General features: G+C 49.8%; 21 protein-coding genes. All 21 read right to left on the minus strand.

Translation table 11 applies throughout. The annotated features are described in order from the left end of the window. Positions 1 to 48: 48 nt before the first annotated feature. The 21 genes from IEW11_RS14655 to floA all read right to left on the minus strand — a co-directional run bounded on the left by IEW11_RS14655 (position 49) and on the right by floA (position 20,433). Complete coding sequence (locus IEW11_RS14655) at positions 49 to 1,164, minus strand: Nif3-like dinuclear metal center hexameric protein (protein ID WP_188531805.1); 1,116 nt, start codon at positions 1,162 to 1,164, stop codon at positions 49 to 51. Beyond that, a complete protein-coding gene (locus IEW11_RS14660) occupies positions 1,140 to 1,913 on the minus strand; it encodes a tRNA (adenine(22)-N(1))-methyltransferase (RefSeq protein WP_188531806.1) in 774 nt (257 codons plus the stop codon). Before IEW11_RS14660 ends, IEW11_RS14655 begins: the two co-directional genes overlap by 25 nt. Then, positions 1,913 to 2,740: a hypothetical protein gene (locus IEW11_RS14665; protein WP_188531807.1), complete on the minus strand. Its 828-nt coding sequence runs from the start codon at positions 2,738 to 2,740 to the stop codon at positions 1,913 to 1,915. The genes IEW11_RS14660 and IEW11_RS14665 overlap by 1 nt, the downstream gene beginning before the upstream one ends. 103 nt (positions 2,741 to 2,843) lie before the next feature. After that, on the minus strand, positions 2,844 to 3,971 hold the full coding sequence (rpoD, locus tag IEW11_RS14670) for an RNA polymerase sigma factor RpoD (protein ID WP_188531808.1): 1,128 nt from the start codon (positions 3,969 to 3,971) through the stop codon (positions 2,844 to 2,846). 18 nt (positions 3,972 to 3,989) lie between these two features. Then, the gene (gene dnaG, locus IEW11_RS14675; protein WP_188531908.1) at positions 3,990 to 5,837 is read right to left on the minus strand and encodes a DNA primase; all 1,848 of its coding nucleotides are present in this window, start codon (positions 5,835 to 5,837) and stop codon (positions 3,990 to 3,992) included. Between the two features lie 47 nt (positions 5,838 to 5,884). Continuing rightward, on the minus strand, positions 5,885 to 6,343 hold the full coding sequence (locus IEW11_RS14680) for a YaiI/YqxD family protein (protein ID WP_188531909.1): 459 nt from the start codon (positions 6,341 to 6,343) through the stop codon (positions 5,885 to 5,887). Between the two features lie 133 nt (positions 6,344 to 6,476). Then, positions 6,477 to 7,304: a pyruvate, water dikinase regulatory protein gene (locus IEW11_RS14685; protein ID WP_188531809.1), complete on the minus strand. Its 828-nt coding sequence runs from the start codon at positions 7,302 to 7,304 to the stop codon at positions 6,477 to 6,479. Positions 7,305 to 7,326: 22 nt separating this feature from the next. Next, on the minus strand, positions 7,327 to 9,408 hold the full coding sequence (glyS, locus tag IEW11_RS14690) for a glycine--tRNA ligase subunit beta (protein ID WP_188531810.1): 2,082 nt from the start codon (positions 9,406 to 9,408) through the stop codon (positions 7,327 to 7,329). A gap of 2 nt (positions 9,409 to 9,410) precedes the next feature. Further along, complete coding sequence (gene glyQ / locus IEW11_RS14695) at positions 9,411 to 10,289, minus strand: glycine--tRNA ligase subunit alpha (RefSeq protein ID WP_188531811.1); 879 nt, start codon at positions 10,287 to 10,289, stop codon at positions 9,411 to 9,413. A 400-nt stretch (positions 10,290 to 10,689) separates the two neighbouring features. Continuing rightward, positions 10,690 to 11,436 carry a DNA repair protein RecO gene (recO, locus tag IEW11_RS14700; RefSeq protein WP_188531812.1) on the minus strand — a complete coding sequence of 249 codons (747 nt, stop codon included), beginning with the start codon at positions 11,434 to 11,436 and terminating at the stop codon, positions 10,690 to 10,692. Positions 11,437 to 11,457: 21 nt separating this feature from the next. Then, positions 11,458 to 11,613, minus strand: a complete 156-nt coding sequence (locus IEW11_RS14705; RefSeq protein ID WP_188531813.1) for a YqzL family protein — start codon at positions 11,611 to 11,613, stop codon at positions 11,458 to 11,460. 118 nt (positions 11,614 to 11,731) lie between these two features. Further along, positions 11,732 to 12,646: a GTPase Era gene (gene era / locus IEW11_RS14710; protein WP_188531814.1), complete on the minus strand. Its 915-nt coding sequence runs from the start codon at positions 12,644 to 12,646 to the stop codon at positions 11,732 to 11,734. A 5-nt stretch (positions 12,647 to 12,651) separates the two neighbouring features. Next, the gene (cdd, locus tag IEW11_RS14715) at positions 12,652 to 13,089 is read right to left on the minus strand and encodes a cytidine deaminase (protein ID WP_188531815.1); all 438 of its coding nucleotides are present in this window, start codon (positions 13,087 to 13,089) and stop codon (positions 12,652 to 12,654) included. Between the two features lie 14 nt (positions 13,090 to 13,103). Next, positions 13,104 to 13,454 (minus strand): diacylglycerol kinase family protein, encoded by a 351-nt coding sequence (locus tag IEW11_RS14720; RefSeq protein WP_308422742.1) that lies wholly within the window; start codon positions 13,452 to 13,454, stop codon positions 13,104 to 13,106. Positions 13,455 to 13,465: 11 nt separating this feature from the next. Beyond that, on the minus strand, positions 13,466 to 13,963 hold the full coding sequence (ybeY, locus tag IEW11_RS14725; protein WP_188531817.1) for an rRNA maturation RNase YbeY: 498 nt from the start codon (positions 13,961 to 13,963) through the stop codon (positions 13,466 to 13,468). Next, on the minus strand, positions 13,960 to 16,212 hold the full coding sequence (locus tag IEW11_RS14730) for an HD family phosphohydrolase (RefSeq protein WP_188531818.1): 2,253 nt from the start codon (positions 16,210 to 16,212) through the stop codon (positions 13,960 to 13,962). The genes ybeY and IEW11_RS14730 overlap by 4 nt, the downstream gene beginning before the upstream one ends. A gap of 17 nt (positions 16,213 to 16,229) precedes the next feature. Continuing rightward, positions 16,230 to 17,201 (minus strand): PhoH family protein, encoded by a 972-nt coding sequence (locus IEW11_RS14735; protein ID WP_188531819.1) that lies wholly within the window; start codon positions 17,199 to 17,201, stop codon positions 16,230 to 16,232. 4 nt (positions 17,202 to 17,205) lie between these two features. Then, positions 17,206 to 18,399 carry a sporulation protein YqfD gene (gene yqfD, locus IEW11_RS14740; protein WP_229725298.1) on the minus strand — a complete coding sequence of 398 codons (1,194 nt, stop codon included), beginning with the start codon at positions 18,397 to 18,399 and terminating at the stop codon, positions 17,206 to 17,208. A 12-nt stretch (positions 18,400 to 18,411) separates the two neighbouring features. Beyond that, positions 18,412 to 18,690, minus strand: coding sequence for a sporulation protein YqfC (gene yqfC / locus IEW11_RS14745; RefSeq protein WP_188531821.1), 279 nt, complete (start codon positions 18,688 to 18,690; stop codon positions 18,412 to 18,414). Between the two features lie 216 nt (positions 18,691 to 18,906). Continuing rightward, a complete protein-coding gene (locus tag IEW11_RS14750; protein WP_188531822.1) occupies positions 18,907 to 19,386 on the minus strand; it encodes a YqfB family membrane protein in 480 nt (159 codons plus the stop codon). A gap of 51 nt (positions 19,387 to 19,437) precedes the next feature. Then, the gene (gene floA / locus IEW11_RS14755) at positions 19,438 to 20,433 is read right to left on the minus strand and encodes a flotillin-like protein FloA (protein ID WP_188531823.1); all 996 of its coding nucleotides are present in this window, start codon (positions 20,431 to 20,433) and stop codon (positions 19,438 to 19,440) included. Between the last annotated feature and the right edge of the window lie 4 nt (positions 20,434 to 20,437).

Below are 20,437 nucleotides of genomic sequence, written 5' to 3' on the forward strand. Positions count from 1 at the left end.
AAGGAAACGGACAAAACCTCAACCCACCGGTCGTTATTACCACAACATTTACAGGAAAAGAAAAGGCTCCGTATGAACTTTGGAAGCAACTGCCTCTGTCGCGTACCTACGTCCGGCAAGCGCCTCCCCCAGCCATTGCGCTACTCTTGGCTTCATAATTTTCTCAATATTGTGGCCCGGGTCAATGATCGACAGCCCCGCAGCCAAAGCATCATGCGCGGTATGATAATCGATATCCCCTGTTACCAGCACATCCGCACCGGCAAAAAGCGCGTGCCGCGTATATTTTGCGCCTGAACCGCCAAGCACGGCTACTTTCCGGACGGTTTGCTGCCCATTCCCCACGACTCTGACAAAAGGCACGTCAAATGCTTGCTTTACTTTATCCGCCAGCGCTTTAAGCGGCACCGGTTCAGGAAGCTTGCCTACCCTCCCCAAACCAAAGGAACGGCCTTTGAGATCCATCGGGTATAGATCATAAGCGACTTCCTCATACGGATGCGCCTTCAGCATCGCCTGCACGACCTGCCGCTGTGCGCTCTGCGGCACAACGGTCTCTACGCGAATCTCTTTGACGCGCTCAAGCTTGCCTTGTTTTCCTATGAAAGGATCCGTGCCTTCTCCAGGGAGAAATGTACCAGTACCTTCAATATTGAAGCTGCAGTTGCTGTAATGTCCGATTCCACCTGCTCCGGCTTGCCAGATCGCCTCCAGCACCTTTTCATGATGCGACTGAGGCACAAACACAACCAGCTTATGCAGCTTGTCCGTATGGACCTCCTCTAAGCTCTCACGACCCTGTAAGCCAAGCATTTCAGCCATCCAATCATTAATGCCCCCTTCTGCCACATCCAGATTGGTATGGGCAATATAGACGGCTATATCATTTTTAATCAGCTTTTCGTACAGTTTGCCGGCAGGCGTCGAAAAATCCAGCTTTGCAAGAGGCCGGAAGATAATGGCATGATGCGCAATAATCAGTTCCGCACCGATCGCAATCGCTTCTTCAACTACCGCATCTGTAACATCCAATGCGATAAGCACTTTGCTGATTTCTTTCTGCAGCGTACCAAGCTGCAGCCCGATTTTATCTCCTTCAACCGCATAATGCTTCGGAGCGAGCTGCTCCATCAATTGTACTACCGTTTGGCCGTTGGCAAACAATCCAGCACCTCCCTAATTTGTCGGATTTCTTCACGGAAGGCCGCTTCCTTTTCCCGTGATTCGGCCGCATCCGATTCCGACAGCTTAATACAGATCTTTTCAAGCTTGCAAAGCTCCGACTCCCACTTTTTCTTCCAGACCTCAACTGGCTCACTGACAAGCCACGGCCCTAATGTATAAAGCCATTCCTGTGACAGCTTGCCGCCATCATTTAGCTGAATACGATCGGGATTGTATAATTCATCATTTAGCTCTTTGGCTCTGTCTGAACGGACAGCGTGAAGAATCTCGTACGTTTTCCCGTCTTCCTCAATAATTTGCTCCCCCGTTAAATACCAATTCTCCTTAACAAGCCAGCGGCGCACGAGATCCTCGCCGACATTGGGCTGAAGCACAAGCTCGGTTACGCCTTCCAGCTTGCCTTGCCGGAGCCCTTCTTCGAGGATGTCTCTAATTAATCCCCCGCCCATTCCCGCAATCGTAATCGCATCCACTTCGCCAGCAGATAAAACAGACAGCCCGTTTCCTTCGCGAACGTCGATGCGCGAGCTTAGTCCCGCATCCCTCACTTGCTTGCGAGCCGCTGCGAGCGGCCCCGGATTCAGTTCTCCGGCTATGACAAACGGGCTTTTGCCGGATTGTATCAGGTAGACCGGCAGCAGCGCGTGATCCGAGCCGATATCGGCCACCCGATGTCCATTGCCAATCTGTTCGAATATTCCCATAAGACGTTTTGAGATTTTTAACATTAAGCTACCCACGCAATCCATTTTTTTCGAAGGGAGAACAATAAGATGCCTCCAATCGTTATTTTACTAATAAGCTGAACCTGAAGCCACTGTGCTTCACTCGTCAGAAATGCGTTATAAACTTCCGGCATAAGCCAAAGCAGCGCAGATGTTAAGAAAATAACAGCTGCCGCTTGCTTGGACCAACGATGCACAAACCAGCTTAACCAACCGAAAAGAAATGACGCCGGAACCCAAAATAATTGAATATCATACCAAGCGGGTTGATCCGCGCTGCGGGATAACAGCAAAGCATACACCATGATCGCTCCAATCCATCCGCACAGATGAAGCAGCGCAATTCGGGCGCCGATGCCATAACCGATCCAGAACAAAGCGCATAAAGCCAGGTACCCTGTCTTCCAGCCCCACTCGCTCAGCTGATGAAGCTCCAACATATAGAGCCCGCCCAGCAGCATAATAACCATTCCCACACTGATCAAAGCTAATCCTGCCGCTTCATTTCGTGTTCGAATACGCTGTCCCAAAACCATGAATAAAACGAAAAAAATAGACAGTATCGTTATTTGCATTGCCGGATGAAAAAAGTTAAAATAAAGAGCAACAAAACAAATCAAGGAAATCAATCCAAAAAAAAGAAACCAATGTTTCCCTTTCGAACGCTGTAGTGCTGATGCCGCTTTACCTGTCAAACCTGAAGGCGGCCGCTGCGTCGGATCATCTAAATACAGATTCAGCAGGAAATCACAATAATGATCTGGAAGCAGCTTGCTTCGCTGCCAATGTTCGATTTCTTTGATTATCGTTTTTCGACGCTCCTGCTCCATTCTTCCATGTTCCTCTCCATAGGAAGGATAATTAGGTGAGACCTATACCTGCTTATTTTGAAAAAAAGACCTTGCTGCATAGAGCAGAAAGGTCAGGCCGGGTTTATTCCAAGAAATCCTTCAAACGTTTGCTGCGGCTTGGATGACGCAGCTTGCGCAGTGCTTTGGCTTCGATCTGGCGAATTCTTTCGCGCGTTACGCCAAACACTTTACCAACTTCCTCAAGTGTACGGGTCCGCCCATCATCTAATCCAAAACGAAGACGCAGTACATTCTCTTCCCGTTCCGTTAACGTGTCAAGCACATCTTCCAACTGCTCTTTAAGAAGCTCATAAGCAGCGGCATCCGCAGGAGCAAGCGCCTCCTGATCCTCGATAAAATCTCCGAGATGCGAATCATCCTCTTCACCGATCGGTGTTTCCAGCGATACAGGCTCTTGAGCAATTTTCATAATCTCTCGAACTTTATCTGTGCTTAGGTCCATCTCAGCCGCAATTTCCTCCGGCGTCGGTTCTCTCCCGAGCTCTTGAAGCAATTGACGGGAAACGCGAATCAATTTGTTGATGGTCTCCACCATATGAACAGGAATACGGATCGTACGTGCCTGATCGGCAATCGCGCGAGTGATCGCTTGGCGAATCCACCATGTCGCATACGTACTGAACTTGTACCCTTTCGTATGGTCGAACTTTTCCACCGCTTTGATCAAGCCCATGTTGCCTTCCTGAATCAAATCAAGGAACAGCATTCCGCGGCCTACATAACGTTTGGCGATGCTGACAACAAGCCGCAGGTTCGCTTCCGCAAGTCTGCGCTTCGCCTCTTCATCACCTTTCTCAATCCGCTTAGCCAGTTCAACTTCATCGTCTGCGGAAAGAAGCGGAACACGTCCGATCTCCTTCAAGTACATACGAACGGGGTCATTGATCTTAATGCCCGGCGGCAATGCCAGGTCATCGTCAAAGCTGAAGTCATCATTCTCCCGGTCGTGGTCATCGCTGCCGCCAATCGGCAAATCCTCGTCTCTTTCATTGACAACCTCGATACCGATATCATCAAGTTGTTCGAAAAACTCGTCCATTTGCTCAGGATCTTGATCGAAAGGAGAAAGTTTCTCTACAATCTCCTTATAAGATAAAGATGACCTTTTCTTACCCTGTTCAATCAGTTGCTCCTTGACCAGCTCCAGCTTTTGCTCGGTATCTAGTTCAGTATGTTGATCATTCGCCATCTTCCGACTCCCTCCTCCCTAGAACCGATCGTCCAGTTCAGCATTCAGCTGTCTCTCTAGGGCGTTAATCTCACTAAAAATTTGTGCAGCCAGCACGTTGTTCCCGGAACGTTCCGCACGCACCCATTCATCTCTTCTCTGCTCCAAAAACCGCAGTTTTTGTTCTTTCTGAATCACTCTTACGTAGCGGTCCATCAACTGCAGATCAAACGGTGAATTGTCGTCCATCATCAGAATCGAAGAAGCTGCCCTCTCTAGGCGATCGTCCTGAAGCGTTGCGATAAACCGGCTGACATCCGGATCATTGCCTTGTGCATAATAAGCATATAAGTAAGCAGCAAGAGCTGCGTGATCCTCTATTACAAAAGCATCGCCCAGCTTTTCATAAACAGCGCTTGCCACTTCTGCATCCTGCAGCATCATGAGCAGTAAATGCCGCTCCGCCTTCTGGTAAGCTGGAACAACCGGCGGCGGTCCCGCTGTACGGCGTTTTTCATTCATACCATTATTCCACGAATTATCGTTATTATCCCCTGCCGGCCGCATTTTTTGCAATTGCATCCGTATTTGGTGGCAATCCTGCTTCAAGGTGTCGAGTGAAACCTCAAATTCGCGGGCCAGCTCTTTTAAATAAAATTCGCGTTCAATCGTCGATTCCAATTCAGCGATCATACTGACCGCTTCCATGACGTAATTTTTGCGCCCTTCTTCTTCTACCATTGTATGGTGTTTTCTAGAATATATAAGTCTAAATTTCATGGCAGAGACAGGCTGCGAAATCACTTCACGGACAAAAGCGTCGGTTCCCTTTGCCGTAATATACTCGTCTGGATCCATTCCTTTCGGAAGTAATGCAACGGCCTGCTTTACACGCGCTTTCTCAAGCAGCGGAATTGTCTTGAGAATAGCTGCTTGTCCGGCATTATCACCGTCATAACAGATCACAACCTCATCGGCATTGCGGCGGATGATCTCGACATGCTCCTCCGTAAGCGCCGTTCCCATCGTAGCCACGCCATTCTTAACGCCTGCGCTCCAAGCTTTTATCACATCCATATAACCCTCGAAAAGAACGAGTTGACCGGTCTTGCGAATATCCGGTCTGGCTTGATGGAAGTGATAAAGATTTTTGCTTTTATTAAATAATACGGTTTCGGGCGAGTTTAGATATTTGGGCTGTCCATCTCCCATGATACGCCCCGCAAATGCGATGACTTTGCCTTCACGGTTCCACAACGGGAACATGACACGGTCCCGGAAGCGGTCCACATAACCGGTTCCATCGCTCTTAGGAGAGAGCAGTCCTCCTCTTTCCATCAAAGCCGGATCGTACTCCCGCTTGGTCAAAAATTTGAACAGTACATCCCAGTTGTTTGGCGCATAACCGATCATGAATTGCTCGATGAGCTTGTCCGTCAAGCCTCTGGACCTCAGATATTCTTTTGCCGGTCGGCCAGCCTCCGTATTATTTAATAAATAATGATAAAACTTCGCAGATAATTCATGGGCCGTTAACAGGATGTCTCTTTCTCGCTGCATAGGGGTCGGATCGGACGCTTGCGGTGTCCATGTTACCGCAATGCCGGCATTCTCGGCCATCACGCGTACGGCTTCCGGAAAGGAGTACCCTTCCATCAATCCTACAAACTTGATCACATCGCCGCCTTGACCGCATCCATAACAATGAAAGATTTGTTTGTCCGGCGTAACGGTAAACGAAGGCGTCTTCTCGGAATGAAACGGGCAAAGCCCTTTCATGTATTTCCCCTGTTTGGTGAGATGAACGTACCTGCCGACCGTTTCCACGATATCGTGGTGCCGGAGCACCTCTTTGATAACTGTCTCCGGAATCATGCCGCTGGACATCATAGATCACCTTCATCCTAATAACACGTAATACTATTCGCTATGCTTCACCGATCTCCTGCAAATTCCTGCAAAACTTTTGTCAGCTTTTGTTGAAAACGTCTGCGATCTTCGTCCGTCATGGCGCGAGGTCCTTTGGTTCTGCCCCCGCCGCGCCGCTGCTTGGCCAATTCATGCCGGCGTTCCATCAGAAAATCGATCGTTGAATCTTCATACCTCTGTCCCCGGTTTGACAGGACAACCGCACCCTTTGCAAGCGTGATCGTTGCAAGCCCAAAGTCTTGGGTAATGACAATATCGCCCCGCTTAACACGATTGGAAATATAGAGATCCACGGATTGGTCGCTTCGGTCGACCTGAACAACTTCGACGCCAGCTTCCGGTTCAAGCCGATGATCATAGGAGGCTACCATCAGTACGGGCACATTGAAATGGCGGGCCGTATCAATAATTTCTCTTTTGACAGGACAGGCGTCACCATCAACAACAATTGTAGATCTATTTATCCCAAAGATACATCACCGCAATTTCTGGTAAACTTCCGTAATATTATATACGATGAAAGTTAAAAAAATCCTGCTGCCGTTCCAATGATATTCAGGATTTTGAATTTTTTTTGTCGAACTGAATCGAAGACGGCTACTGCCTGATATGTTCCATGATCAAACTTGCCGTCTCTTCCACAGCTCGATGCGATACATCAATAACCACACAGCCAATGCGCTTCATGATATCCCCTGCATAAGCCAATTCCCGTTCAATCCGTTCTGTCGTGGCGTATGAGGCACTATCCGGCAGCCCGAGCGCTTTTAATCGCTCCTTGCGGATCACATTCAAATAATGGGTCCCAATCGTCAAGCCGATGATTTTTTTCTTTGGAATCGTAAACAGCTCATCAGGCGGCTTGATTTCCGGCACTAAAGGCACATTTGCCACTTTGAACTTCCGGTGAGCCAGATACATGGACAAAGGAGTCTTGGACGTCCTAGAAACGCCGACGAGTACAATATCCGCTTTATTCACACCGCTCGTATCCTTGGCATCATCGTATCTTACCGCAAATTCAACGGCTTCAACCTTACGGAAATAATCCGCATCAAGCACATGATTCAGTCCGGGCTCATGCCTCGAGGGGCGACCGATTTTCTTTTCAAGACTGTCTATCAACGGTCCCAGCAAATCAATCGCAACCACGCCATTTTCCTTGCTCATCCTGGAAATGCATTCGCGCAGATGCGGAATAACGAGGGTGTACAGAATGATAGCATGATATTGTTTTGCCAGCTTGATCACCCGTTCTATCGCTCCCTCATCTTGGATAAATGAAGTACGGCGGATATCATATCGAACAGGATGGAACTGGGCGATGGCGGCTCTAACCACCAATTCGCCCGTATCACCTGCGGAGTCCGACACGACGTAAATGACGACATCAGGTTGGCCTGATCCCGTTACCTCATTATTCATGGCATGACCTCCCGTTTTTCTACTACCAAACAATCTTGGAAAAATCCGCAACTTTCGCTATTCCGCTGGAAATGCGTGCTAACGTCGCCAGACGGTTGAGGCGCACTGACTCGTCTTCCGCCATGACCATAACCTTATCGAAATAAGCAGTGATTACATCCTTCATGGAGGCTAAGCGGGTTAACGCTTCCGCCGCATCTCCTTCCGATAAGGCTTGCTGCACCAATGGGCTGGTCGCTTCCCAACGGTCGAATAGCTGCTGCTCTTCCGGCTCGGCAAACAAAGATGGATCTACTTTATCTGTTGATGCTTTGGCCGCCAGATTGCTTACCCGGTTGAATGCATCCGTCACGAGCTTAAAAGCTTCTTTTCCTTCCCCGCTCACGCTGGCAAAAACCGCTGAAGCCCGCTCTACGGTCAGACGCAAATGATCATAGCCTGATGCCATGACGGCATCAATAACATCATAACGAATGCCGTGATCGCCCAGCACGTTTTTGACCCTGAGCGCAAAGAACTCGTATAGTTCTTTACGAATTTCATCGCGGTTACGTTTCAAAGAACGTTTCTCATGGACATCCAAGGCGATATCGAATAATTCCCCGATCGGCAGGTTGAAGCCATGTGTAATAATAATCTGCACGATGCCGGCCGCTTGTCTGCGCAGCGCGTACGGATCCTGCGATCCCGTAGGAATAATGCCAATCGAGAAACAGCCTGCGATCGTATCGATCTTATCGGCAAGACTGACGATTGCGCCTACGGCCGAGGCCGGAGCCGTCTCACCCGCAAAACGAGGCTGATAATGTTCGAATACCGCTTTGGCGACTGCTTCCCGTTCACCTGCTTTACGTGCATAATCTTCCCCCATAATGCCCTGCAGTTCCGGAAACTCATAAACCATCTGCGTCACCAGATCGAACTTGCAGATATCCGCAGTCCGGCTGACGTCTTCCTTTGCTTGCCCGTCCAACCCGAGCGTTAATGCCAGTTGATCGGAAATAGCCCGAATTCTTCTGACTTTGTCCGCTGTCGTACCCAACTCTTCATGGTAAACGATCGTCTCCAGCTTGGCGAGCGCATCGGCGATCGGAAGCTTCTGGTCCTCCGAATAGAAAAACTTAGCATCCGACAATCTTGCGCGAAGCACCTTCTCATTCCCTTTTGCCACCTGCTCGATGGAAGTGCGATCGCCATTCCGAACCGTGACAAAGTACGGCTGCAGCACGCCATTCTCATCCATTACCGGGAAATACCGCTGATGCTCACGCATCGAAGTGATGAGCACCTCTTGCGGGATTTCAAGGAACGACGGATCAAAGCTGCCAAACAGCACACTCGGATATTCCACCAGAAACAGCACTTCTTCCAGCAAATCCTCTTTAACTGCAATTCTCCAGCCTTTTTCTGCAGCAAGCTCGTTGATTTGATTAATGATGATGCTCTCGCGCTCCTTGACATCTACAATAACCTGCTGTGCGCGAAGCTGCTCTACATAATCCGCCGGCTCCTGGACGACCGTCTCTGCACCCAAAAAGCGGTGGCCCCTCGTAACATTGCTGCTCATAACACCCGTAATTTCAAGCGGAATAATATCCTCGCCATATAATGCAGTTAACCATCGGATCGGTCTAATGAAACGAAGGTCATATGCGCCCCAACGCATATTTTTCGGAAAGGACATCGATGTGATCAGCGCGCGAAGCCCTTCTGATAGGATAGCCGCTGTATCCGTACCGATGCTGCTTTTGTTGGCGTAGACATATTCGACGCCTTGCAATTCTTTAAAATACAGCTGCTCCGGCTCGACTCCCTGGCTGCGGGCAAATCCAAGCGCGGCCTTACTCCAAGCGCCCTGATCATCGATCGCGATTTTCCGGGAAGGTCCCTTCACTTCTTCATTGACATCCGATTGCTTCTCCGCCACTTCACGGACAAGCACCGCGATGCGGCGAGGGGTAGCATACGCTTCGATGTCGCCGCTCACAATGCGGGCGTCTTCAAGCCATTTTGCCATCTTATCCTTTAGCTGGTTCATCGCTCCGCGCACAAATCGTGCCGGCACTTCCTCCAGGCCGATCTCCAACAACAGATCCTTGGTCATGCTTATTCCACTCCTTTCTTAAGCAGCGGGAACCCGAGGCGTTCACGTTCCTCCAGGTAGGTAGCCGCACATAAACGAGCCAAATTCCGAACACGCATAATATAACCGGTACGCTCCGTCACACTGATTGCTCCGCGCGCGTCCAATAGGTTAAACGTATGGGAGCATTTCAGGACATAATCATACGCCGGGAAAACAAGCTTCTGCTCCATCGTCTTCTTCGCTTCCTCTTCATACATTGCAAACAAAGAGAACAGCATCGCCGTATCCGATGTTTCAAAGGTGTACTTGGAGTGTTCAAACTCCGGCTGAAGGAAAACATCCCCATACGTTACGCCATCGACCCACTCCAGATCAAATACATTTTCCTTGTCTTGTATATAAGAAGCTAACCGCTCCATGCCATAAGTAATTTCTACCGCTACGGGAACAGCATCAATGCCTCCGACTTGCTGGAAGTACGTAAACTGGGTAATTTCCATCCCATCCAACCATACCTCCCAACCTAGTCCCCATGCGCCAAGCGTCGGCGACTCCCAGTTGTCCTCCACGAAACGGATATCATGATGAAGCGGATCGATTCCGAGTCGCTTCAAGCTCTCTAAATACAGCTCCTGAATGTTATCAGGGGATGGCTTTAGAATAACTTGGAATTGGTGATGCTGATACAGCCGGTTCGGGTTCTCGCCGTAACGGCCGTCGGCAGGCCTTCTTGACGGCTCTACATAGGCAACATTCCACGGCTCGGGACCGATCGATCGCAGAAAGGTCATCGGATTCATCGTACCCGCTCCCTTCTCGACATCATAAGGCTGAACGAGAATGCAATTTTGCTCTGCCCAGAACTGCTGCAAGGTGAGAATCATTCCTTGAAAATTCATACTCTCCACACTCCTTATCCAATTGAAAGGCTGTTTGCCGTTTGTACGGCGAAAGGCGCATCCGAACCGGAACAAGGACAAAAAAACCCCGTCCCTACGTCTGCAGCCAGACGTAGGGACGGGAGTTGCTCCCGCGGTTCCACCCTACTTGGTTTCCGGTATTGCTGGGAACGGAAAGCTCCGTTCAACCGTAAACCCACTTTGTTTTCGAGTTCGTACTCCGGAGCGCCTTTCATCGTTGGCTTGCCCGGGCTTGCACTATCCCCGGCTCGCTGCTGCCGCAAGAGCTCCAACGCTTACTTTCTCCATCACTGTCCGATATTGATAATGAAGTATTATAACCCTTTTGCCTGTGTAATGTCAACACAAGGTTCATTCTATCACGGCAGTTCTTGTCCACTCAGATCGGATAACGATCCATTTGGTCGAGGAAGGAACGTGATTTAAGCGTGAGGCCCATATGCGTATCCATCAGCTGCCTCATGCCCGTTTTCAGTTCCTTTTTCGTCGCATCCTTCACTTGAATGTTTCCAAGGCGGCGCATATCCATTCTTCGGAATAATCGCATAAGCTTAAGTGCCCCTTCGCCCAATTCAAGCCGTGCAGGATCCTTGTCCGAGCACCTCCGGCACAATATTCCACCTAAGCGATAACTGAGGGAAAACTCGCCGTCAGTATTGCCACAGCTGATGCAAGCATCCATTTCCGGGCCGTATCCCGCCGCCTCCATCATTTTCATCTCGAACAAATGAATCGTAATCTGTGGATCTTTCTCTTCAGCGAGCGCCTTCAAACAAGCCTTTAGCTGTTCGAAAACATAGGAGCCCGCTTCATCGTCCTGGAGCGCTTTATCGACAAGCTCTACTGCATAGGAAGCATAAGCCGCCATCATAAGCTGTTCACGCAGAACATGGTGAGATTCAATAATCTCACCATGATTAAGCGTACCGAGGCCGCTCTTTTTAAAAAAAACGAATTCCGCATGGGTGAACAGCTGAGCTAACGATCCATGGCGGCTTTTTAGTTTTTTTGCGCCCCGTATGACAATTCCTGCTTTGCCATGTGTATTTGTAAGAATGGTTACGATTTTGTTGCCTTCCCCGTAATCCATGCTGCGGATAACGATGCCTTCGACCCGGTACAGCATTGTACTCCCCCACTATCCCATTTACTCCGTTAAGCTGATCTCCGCTTCCGTTTCCTCAGCTGCGGCCTGTAAATCTCCCGCCGACCCATGCTCTGCGAGCTGATCGACTTCTTTGTATAACAGAAAAGCATCCACATCCCCGGTCATCGCAAAATACGTCCATGAAAAATTCCGCATAAGATGTAGTCCATCCTTTCCCCTTGAGAATGATACTTCCCGGTATTAGGATGTGATGATCGAGATGTGGTTATCCTAGTGAATTAAAGGGAGCTCCTGAATCCCTTCACATCGGCTATTAATCGTTGCGGAACCCAAGATCCTTGAGCACCCGGTCCTGATTGCGCCAGTCCTTCTTCACTTTGACCCACAGCTCAAGGAATGTTCTTGAGCCCAGCAGCGTTTCAATATCCTGTCTCGCCTGTTTGCCGACTTCCTTAAGCAGCGCGCCGTTTTTGCCGATGACAATACCCTTTTGCGAGTCCCGTTCGACATAGATAACCGCCCCGATATAGACGACTCCGTTATCTTTAACACGCATATCCTCGATTTCTACGGCGATCGAATGAGGAATTTCCTCGCGCGTCATATGCAATATTTTCTCGCGAATCAACTCTGCGCAAACGAACTGCTCCGGGTGATCCGTCACTTGATCCGCAGGGTAATACTGCGGCCCCTCCGGCAAATATTGCAGCAATTGGTCCAGCAGCGCCTGCACATTATTGCCCTGCAGCGCGGAGATCGGAACGATCTGCGCAAAATCATGCAGATCTTTATACTGTGCAATAATCGGCAGCAGCGCTTCAGGGTGAACCTTATCGATTTTATTAAGCACAAGCACGATCGGCGTATTTGTCTTTTTAAGCTTCTCGATGATAAAACGGTCTCCTCCGCCTAACCCTTCCGCAACATCGACGAGAAACAGAGCAGCATCCACTTCACTTAGCGCATTCTCCGCGGACCGCACCATGAAATCACCAAGCTTGGAGGTCGGCTTATGAATGCCCGGCGTATCCAGAAAGACAATTTGCGCCCCTTCTGTAGTGTAGACGCCATGAATTTTATTGCGTGTCGTTTGCGGCTTGTCCGACATGATCGCAATCTTCTGCCCGATAATTTGGTTGATCAAGGTTGATTTCCCGACATTCGGGCGTCCGACGATCGCTACAAAGCCGGAGCGAAAACGTTTATTCTCATTGTTATCCTGTTTCAATAGTTTTACTTCCCCTTTCCACTCTTACCTGTATCCAGCACGAATGCGCCGGGCAGCAGCTCCGATACGGTTGCGATATGCCAATCTCCTTTGAGATTGCCCATAATTACGGGCATATCCGGCGGACAAAGCTCAGCCATTACCTGGCGGCATACCCCGCATGGGGTGATCGGTCCTTCCGTATCGCCTACAACTGCAATGGCATGAAACGCCCCTTTAGGCGTCCCGTCCGCAATCGCTCTGAATAATGCTGTCCTTTCCGCGCAATTCGTCGGCCCATAGGCCCCGTTCTCGACATTACAGCCGTAATGGACTTGGCCATCCTGATCAAGCAGCGCAGCGCCTACAGGAAACCCCGAGTAAGGCACATAAGCTCTTAATCTTGCTTCTGCGGCCGCGTGCAAAAGCGACTTCTCTTGTTCACCTAATTGCTGTTGTGCCACGACAATTCGCCTCCTTATCGCGTTAACGTTTCAAGCAGCGGAGGGCCGAGGATCAATATTCCGACCACAACCGCAAAGATCGCGGTGACAAGCACCGCTGCCGCTGCCGCATCCTTCGCCGTTTTGGCAAGCGGATGGCGCTGAGGCATCGTCAGATCAACGGCTTTCTCAATGGCGGTATTCATCAGTTCCATTGCGATGACTAATGAACAAACCCCAATCAATACCGCCCATTCCAATGGCGATAAATCAAGCAAGGCAGCCAGCACGAACACTGCTGCTGCTGCCCCTAAATGCACTTTCATATGCCGCTCAGTCCGTACCGCAAAACCAAACCCCTGCGCCGCATAACCTACACTACGCAAGAAATGTCGCATTATCGGTGCAAACCAGCTTTCTGTAGAACCGCTTCCTGCTTGGCAGTCATTTCAGCTTCGCTGGCAGCGTCTTGATGGTCATAACCGAGCAAATGGAGGAATCCATGAACAAACAGAAAGCCGAGCTCTCTTTCCAAAGAGTGCCCGTATTCCTCGCTTTGCGCCTTCGCCCTTTCAACCGAAATAATAATATCGCCGAGCATGCCGGAAAATGGATCCTGTTCATCTTCGCTTTCCACTTCAAATACAATGTCCGGCTCATCCTCGCCTTCCTCTTGCATCGCGAATGAGAGCACATCCGTAGGCCGGTCAATGCCCCGGTAATCTTTGTTCAACCGGTGAATTTCCGCATCGTCTACAAAAGTTAACGCCACTTCTCCCTCCGCGATCCCTTCGGCTTCCCCAGCCAGCCTTAGCAGTTGCTCCAAACGCTCAACGAACGACTTCGGCAGGTCGATGGTTTCTTGTTCATTATTCCATTCTAGTTGCAAACTCATGTTAGCCGCTCCTTTGGTTTCACATCTTCGGGATATTCAATGCGTGAGTGGAAGATGCCGATGACGGTTTCTTTCAGTGTCTGTGCAATCTTATCCAATTCTTTCATCGTCAGATCACATTCATTGAATTGATTATCTTCAAGCCTGCCCTTGATAATTTTGTTGATCATGGACTCCACATGCTCCATCGTCGGGTTGCGCAAGCTTCGTACCGCCGCTTCCACACAATCCGCGATCCCAACAATGGCCGCTTCCTTCGACTGGGCTTTCGGACCCGGATAACGGAAATCATCCTCTGTAAAGTCCGGCTCGATCCCTTGCTCCTCCGCCTGCTTCAAGGCCTTATGGAAGAAAAACTTCAAAAAGGTTGTCCCATGATGCTGCTCTGCAATGTCGCGCAGCGGCTTCGGAATGTTGTGGCTTTTAAGCATATCCACACCGTCGCGCGCATGGGCAATAATAATCGACTTGCTAAGCTTTGGATCAATGGAGTCATGCGGATTTTCGATATTACTTTGATTTTCGATAAAATAGCTTGGGCGTTTTGTTTTGCCGATGTCATGATAAAACGATCCGACCCGGCATAACAGCCCGTTCGCCCCGATCGCTTCTGCCGCAGCTTCCGACAAATTGCCGACCATCACGCTGTGATGATAGGTTCCGGGTGTTTCCGTAAGCAGCTTTCGCAGCAGCGGGTGATTCGGATTGGACAATTCGACCAGTTTTAATGCTGACAATATGCCAAATGTGACTTCGAAGAACGGCATAAGCCCGATGACAAAAATGGCGGTCAGCAGTCCGCTTGCGAAAATAAAACCAACCGAATAGAGCAGATCGCTGCGTTCAATCGGTTCTCCAACCATAATAAGCGCAAGCAATGCTATCGAACCGAATAAGCTGACCATGATGCCCGCTTTCAATATCGTCGACCGCTGGCTCGCACGGTGAATAGAGAACAGGGCGGCGAAGGATACAACGATAATGATAAACCCATAATTAAAATCAAAGATCCGATCCTGGCTTACGTTAAACATCACGCTGCCAATCATCGCAAACAGGATGGAACTTATCATCGCCAAGTGAAAATCAAGCAGCAGCACGATAAGCATCGTACCCATGGCGGCCGGCGCCAGATAACCTATAAAAGAGGTGTTCTGCGTCTGAGTGATGCCGATGATCTGCATAATCATGAGGTTCAAGAAAAAGATCAACAGCAGCATCAATAGTTCTGAATTGCTGTAGCTGGACTTGGCCGGACTTAATGATGCCCCTGATTTATGCGATAAAAATAGATAAAGAACGAGTGCGAACAATGCTGACAGCATCAGCACGCCAAGATGCGGCCAATACGATTTCTTACTCTGGAGAAGTCCGAGCGCCTGCAAGCGTTCATATACCTCTTGTGTTATGAGATCGCCATCTTTAACGACGATATCGCCTTCATTCATGACCACTTTCGGCGTGTTCTCCTGCGCCAGCACACGCGCTTCATCCGTCGCTTCTTTATCAGCGAACTTATTGGGCATAAGGGCATATCTGGCCAACTCCTGAACGATTTCCCGCTGCGTCCGGTCGGATAGCGAGCTTGCGTTCACAAGTTCGGCTACCTTTGTGCGCGCGGTTTCCGCTTCGCGAAGCTGTTCATTCATCAGTTCCCGGACAATATCGCGCGTTACCGTTCTCATCTCGCTTAATTGTTCCGCGGTTAACCGGGGAAGCTTATAAAAGGTTTCTTCAGGAATCGTATATTGCTGATCTTTAACGATTCTCGCCATCTCTTCAAGCAGCGTAGCATTGTATGTACCGCTTGCTCTGTTCGTTCGAACGAAATCATCCACATAGGTGGAGTAACGCCTCGGAATCTCCGTGCGGTAAATATCGATTTTATTCTGCTGTGTTACTTGGCTGTCCTTATTGATTTGCTCCATGCGTTGAAAGATCTGATCGACCAAATTTTCATTACGAAGCGCAACGATGTTAAATACGGTCTGTACACGTTCTGCCGCTTCCTGCTTGGCGATCAGTGTCGCTTTCTCGTCTTCCCATTGTTTCGGGGCGCGAATATCTCGGTCACTGTACTCGTTCAGCTGTATATTATACGTTTTTGGAACGAGATGCGGCGACAGGCTAAAATAGAAAAGGAGCACGAACAAACACAGCAGCAGCAAGCGAACCCCCTTGCTGTGTTTCCAGCCCGCTGCCCTGCTTGATGGAGAGATCGTCCGGTTTGTGACCTGATTTCGGTTCATACGGGGCACATTCCTCTCTATCGTTGTTTTTCCAGATCCTGATTGTAAGCCATTATAATCTGTTGAACGAGGGAATGACGTACGACATCGGACTCAGAGAAAGTGATAAAGCCTATTGCTTCAATGCCTTGCAAAATTCTTGAGGCTTCAATTAAGCCGGAGTTTTTGCCTCGCGGCAAATCGATTTGCGTCACGTCTCCCGTGATCACCATCTTCGAACCAAATCCCAGCCTTGTCAAAAACATTTTCATCTGCTCCGGTGTGGTATTCTGGGCTTCATCCAGAATAATAAACGAATCATCAAGCGTTCGTCCACGCATGTATGCCAGCGGCGCGACTTCAATTAATCCGCGCTCGAATGCCTTGGCTGACTGATCAGGTCCCATTACATCATGAAGCGCATCATACAGCGGACGTAAATAAGGATCAACTTTCTCCTGCAAATCCCCGGGCAGAAATCCCAGGCTTTCTCCAGCTTCCACTGCAGGGCGGGTCAGGACAATGCGTTTTACCGATCCTTCTTTAAGCGCTGCGATCGCCAGTACTACCGCCAAGTAGGTTTTGCCCGTTCCAGCCGGACCGATTCCGAACACAATATCCTTCTTGCGAATGGTCTTCACATAATGGCGCTGACCGATCGTTTTGACACGAATCGGCTTTCCGCGGTACGTTGTCGTTATTTCGGCTTTGAACAGATCAAGCAGCTGTTCGGCCTGCATAGTCCGGGCTAAATCCAAAGCATAGGCGATATCACGCTCAGACGGTGAATAACCTCCGCGAACGAGCTGCAGCAGCACGGTGAACAATTGCTCAAGTGAATCGACTTCCTGCTGCGGTCCAGTCACCACAATCTCAGCATCCCTTGACAGGATGGACGATTCCGTCTGCTGTTCCACCAACTTCAAATACTTGTCCTGCGGGCCGAATACGGCCAATCCTTCCGCTGCGCTCAACAGCGGGATTTTTACGACTTTTGTCTTCTCTAGCAAAGCCTCATTCTCCTTGCATTTGGACTAGGGGCATTTCCTCAATGATCGATTGTTCGACTTCAAAAAACACTTTCATATAAACTTTACCATTCTCCGTCTTTTGATGCAAAATGTTTTGGTCGACAATCTTTGCGTCAGCCCCTTCTTTTGAGACAATATCGGCTTTGGCCTGCAGCAATCCAAGCGCTATCGCTTCCTCTTCAGACCGTGTTCGTGTATCTTCGCGCATCTCCATCAGCCGCTCTTTAACTCTGCCTAATGGCAGGCTCCAGCCGCGCCAGGACAGCTGTTCTTGAATCTTCACGGATTCATATTTTTCAAAAGAAGGTTTTCCGTACCCGCTGATCTGCAGCGTACGGTCACCGATCAGAAGATGCCACCTTGTTTTGGAGCTGCCGGTATAGACCTTCGTTTTTTGCGCCAACGGGGAGGAAATGGCATATTCATGCCACACAAGTCCCTTTACTTGGCCCTTTGCAACTACAGTTTGGGTGTTCTCACCGGCGCCAATGGTTCCAGAGATGAGGATATCACCGCGTTTGACTTTTTTGTTCTTGCTGACGACCGGGCGCCCGGCCTCTGCCTTCACCTCGGTCACTACGGCATCAACAGAGGCAATGAGGTGACGCGGGCTGTATAAGGGCAGCGGCTCCGGCACTGTGTTCTCGACCACTTCGATAATAATTTTAGTCCCATGCTGCTGCACGCCAACCCAGGCGGCTCCAGGCAGCTTCCGAACAAGGTTTTTGGACAATACATCAGCATCATCTAGACGAAAGGACCACTGGAACGGGTAGATGCCCTCCTGCCTTGCCGCTAACAGCACCTGCTCTTCCGTCAGCTTCATATTCCCTTTCACTTCAATATTCCAGACCAAGGAAGAGAGCAGATACATGCCCGCCATAAACAAGAAAAGACCGGCTGCAAAAAATTTGCGCCGCTCCAATCTATTCAACCAAAAAGGAAGCCCGCGTCTAGCAACGACATGCATTCGACAGCTTGTCCGCTTGAGAAAAGGACGAAGACGAAAAAAGTCGCCTACGGACAGTTCACACTCCAACTCGCCATTGCTTGTCCGGCGTATGGACCACAGCCTTATGCCGGTACCCGTCGCTTCATTGACAAGCATCTCCTGCTGATCGCCGCGAATCCGCACCGTTACAACTCCCTTTATCGTTTGCAGCCATGAAACATTCACCATTCGTCCCTCCTAATTCAAAATTTGAATTTGTATAATCTGGCCCTCTATGAACACTTCCTCCGTCCATATCGCGCGGATCGCAAGCCCGTTTCCGGTTACCTCCAGCTCACCTTTGCTTAGAGCGAGCCTCAGCTTATCAGACGTGAAATGAAGGACTCCCCGGTGGTTCTCAATATACAGCTGGCGGTCGCCGATCATCGTCATTCGGGGCAAGTCGAACACGACGTCCTGCGGCAGATCAAGGATTTCAGCGGTCAATTTTCGAATTTTACGGCTAATTCGGCGCATGCAGGTAAAGTCCCCCCTCCTGTACTTTAAAAAATATGCGGCTGACACACAAAATATGAGGATTAAGTCAGAAACGGCTATCAGGCTTTAACCGGTGTACCAGGGACTTTCACCCGCCGGCGCGCCTGCGCTGACATACGCAAAAAAAAGCTGCCCCACAGGTCATTAGACCTTATGGGGCAGCCCATTTCTATACAATATATCGTTACTGCTTAGTTAGCGTACATTGCGCCGCTTAGCGCGAGGCGGACCCAAAATCTCAGCCCACAGCACGGCCTTACGCAGTTCTTCCCTGCCCGGATTCCGCTGCCCTGGTTCAGCCAGCGACGATGTATTATTCACCATCGCCTTGTCCGTCCGTGTTCGCTCTAACCGGACGTTCGGTCGCGGTTCAACGGTATACTCCTTGCTTGAAACGGATGGCTGCGTATAAGGGATCGGATAGCTGATGGTCGGCTGCGGATCTGCAGCCGGGGGCACAGGTTCTCTCTGCTGATACATAGGCTGGCTTGGGCGCTCCTGCTCCACCCGCCGTGGCCCGGCAGGCTGCGCAGGAGCTTGCCCTTGCCTTCCATCACCGCCGAAATCCGGCATCCGGTTCCCTTTTTTGTTCTTGCCGAACAGAGATAACAGAAAACCAGCGACGATCACGACGTAAAGCAAGTTACTCATTATAAACTCAATTAACCTATCCAAGCGATCACCTCCCGATACTAAGCGGCATTAGAGCAATCTGTTCCCCGTATGTTAACGGGTCTCATTATCGCTATTCGGTCCCTCTGCCGGTTTGCCGCCGATGGTACCGCGCATATGAGTATCGGCTTCGATGTTCTTCATGTTCAGATAATCCATTACGCCCAGCTTTCCGCTTTTGAGCGCATCCGCCATGGCAAGCGGCACTTGAGATTCCGACTCTACGACTCGCGCTCTCATCTCTACAACGCGCGCTTTCATCTCTTGTTCCTGAGCGACGGCCATCGCGCGGCGTTCTTCCGCTTTTGCCTGGGCGATTTGCTTGTCAGCTTCCGCTTGTTCAGTTTGCAAGTATGCACCGATGTTTTTGCCTACATCGACATCCGCGATATCAATGGATAGAATTTCAAAGGCAGTTCCCGCATCAAGCCCTTTACCCAATACGGTACGAGAGATTAGATCCGGATTTTCAAGCACGTCTTTGTGAGAATTAGCCGAACCGTTGGTACTGACAATACCTTCGCCGACACGGGCGATAATTGTTTCTTCACCGGCACCACCGACGAGCCGGTCGATATTGGCACGCACGGTAACACGCGCTCTAACTTTTACTTCAATCCCGTCTTTAGCAACGGCTGAAACGACAGGCGTCTCAATCACCTTCGGATTGACACTCATCTGCACGGCTTGCAGAACGTCACGGCCAGCAAGATCGATCGCAGCCGCGCGGGCGAATTCAAGCTCGATATTGGCGCGCTGCGCTGCGATCAACGCATTGACAACGCGGTCAACATTACCGCCGGCCAGGAAATGGCTCTCTAATTGATTAATCGTTAATCCAAGCCCTGCTTTTGTTGCCTTGATCAACGGATTGACGATTCTAGAAGGTACAACACGGCGAAGGCGCATAGCAACAAGTGTAATAATTCCGATTCGGACACCCGAAGCCAGCGCGGAAATCCAGAGCATCACCGGGAAAAAATTCAAGAACACGACGAGTGCAACAAAAACAATGACACCAACAACCAAATACGTAATCAACGGATCCATATTC

The sequence above is a fragment of the Paenibacillus abyssi genome, assembly GCF_014640295.1.
Lineage (GTDB): Bacteria > Bacillota > Bacilli > Paenibacillales > Paenibacillaceae > Paenibacillus_D > Paenibacillus_D abyssi.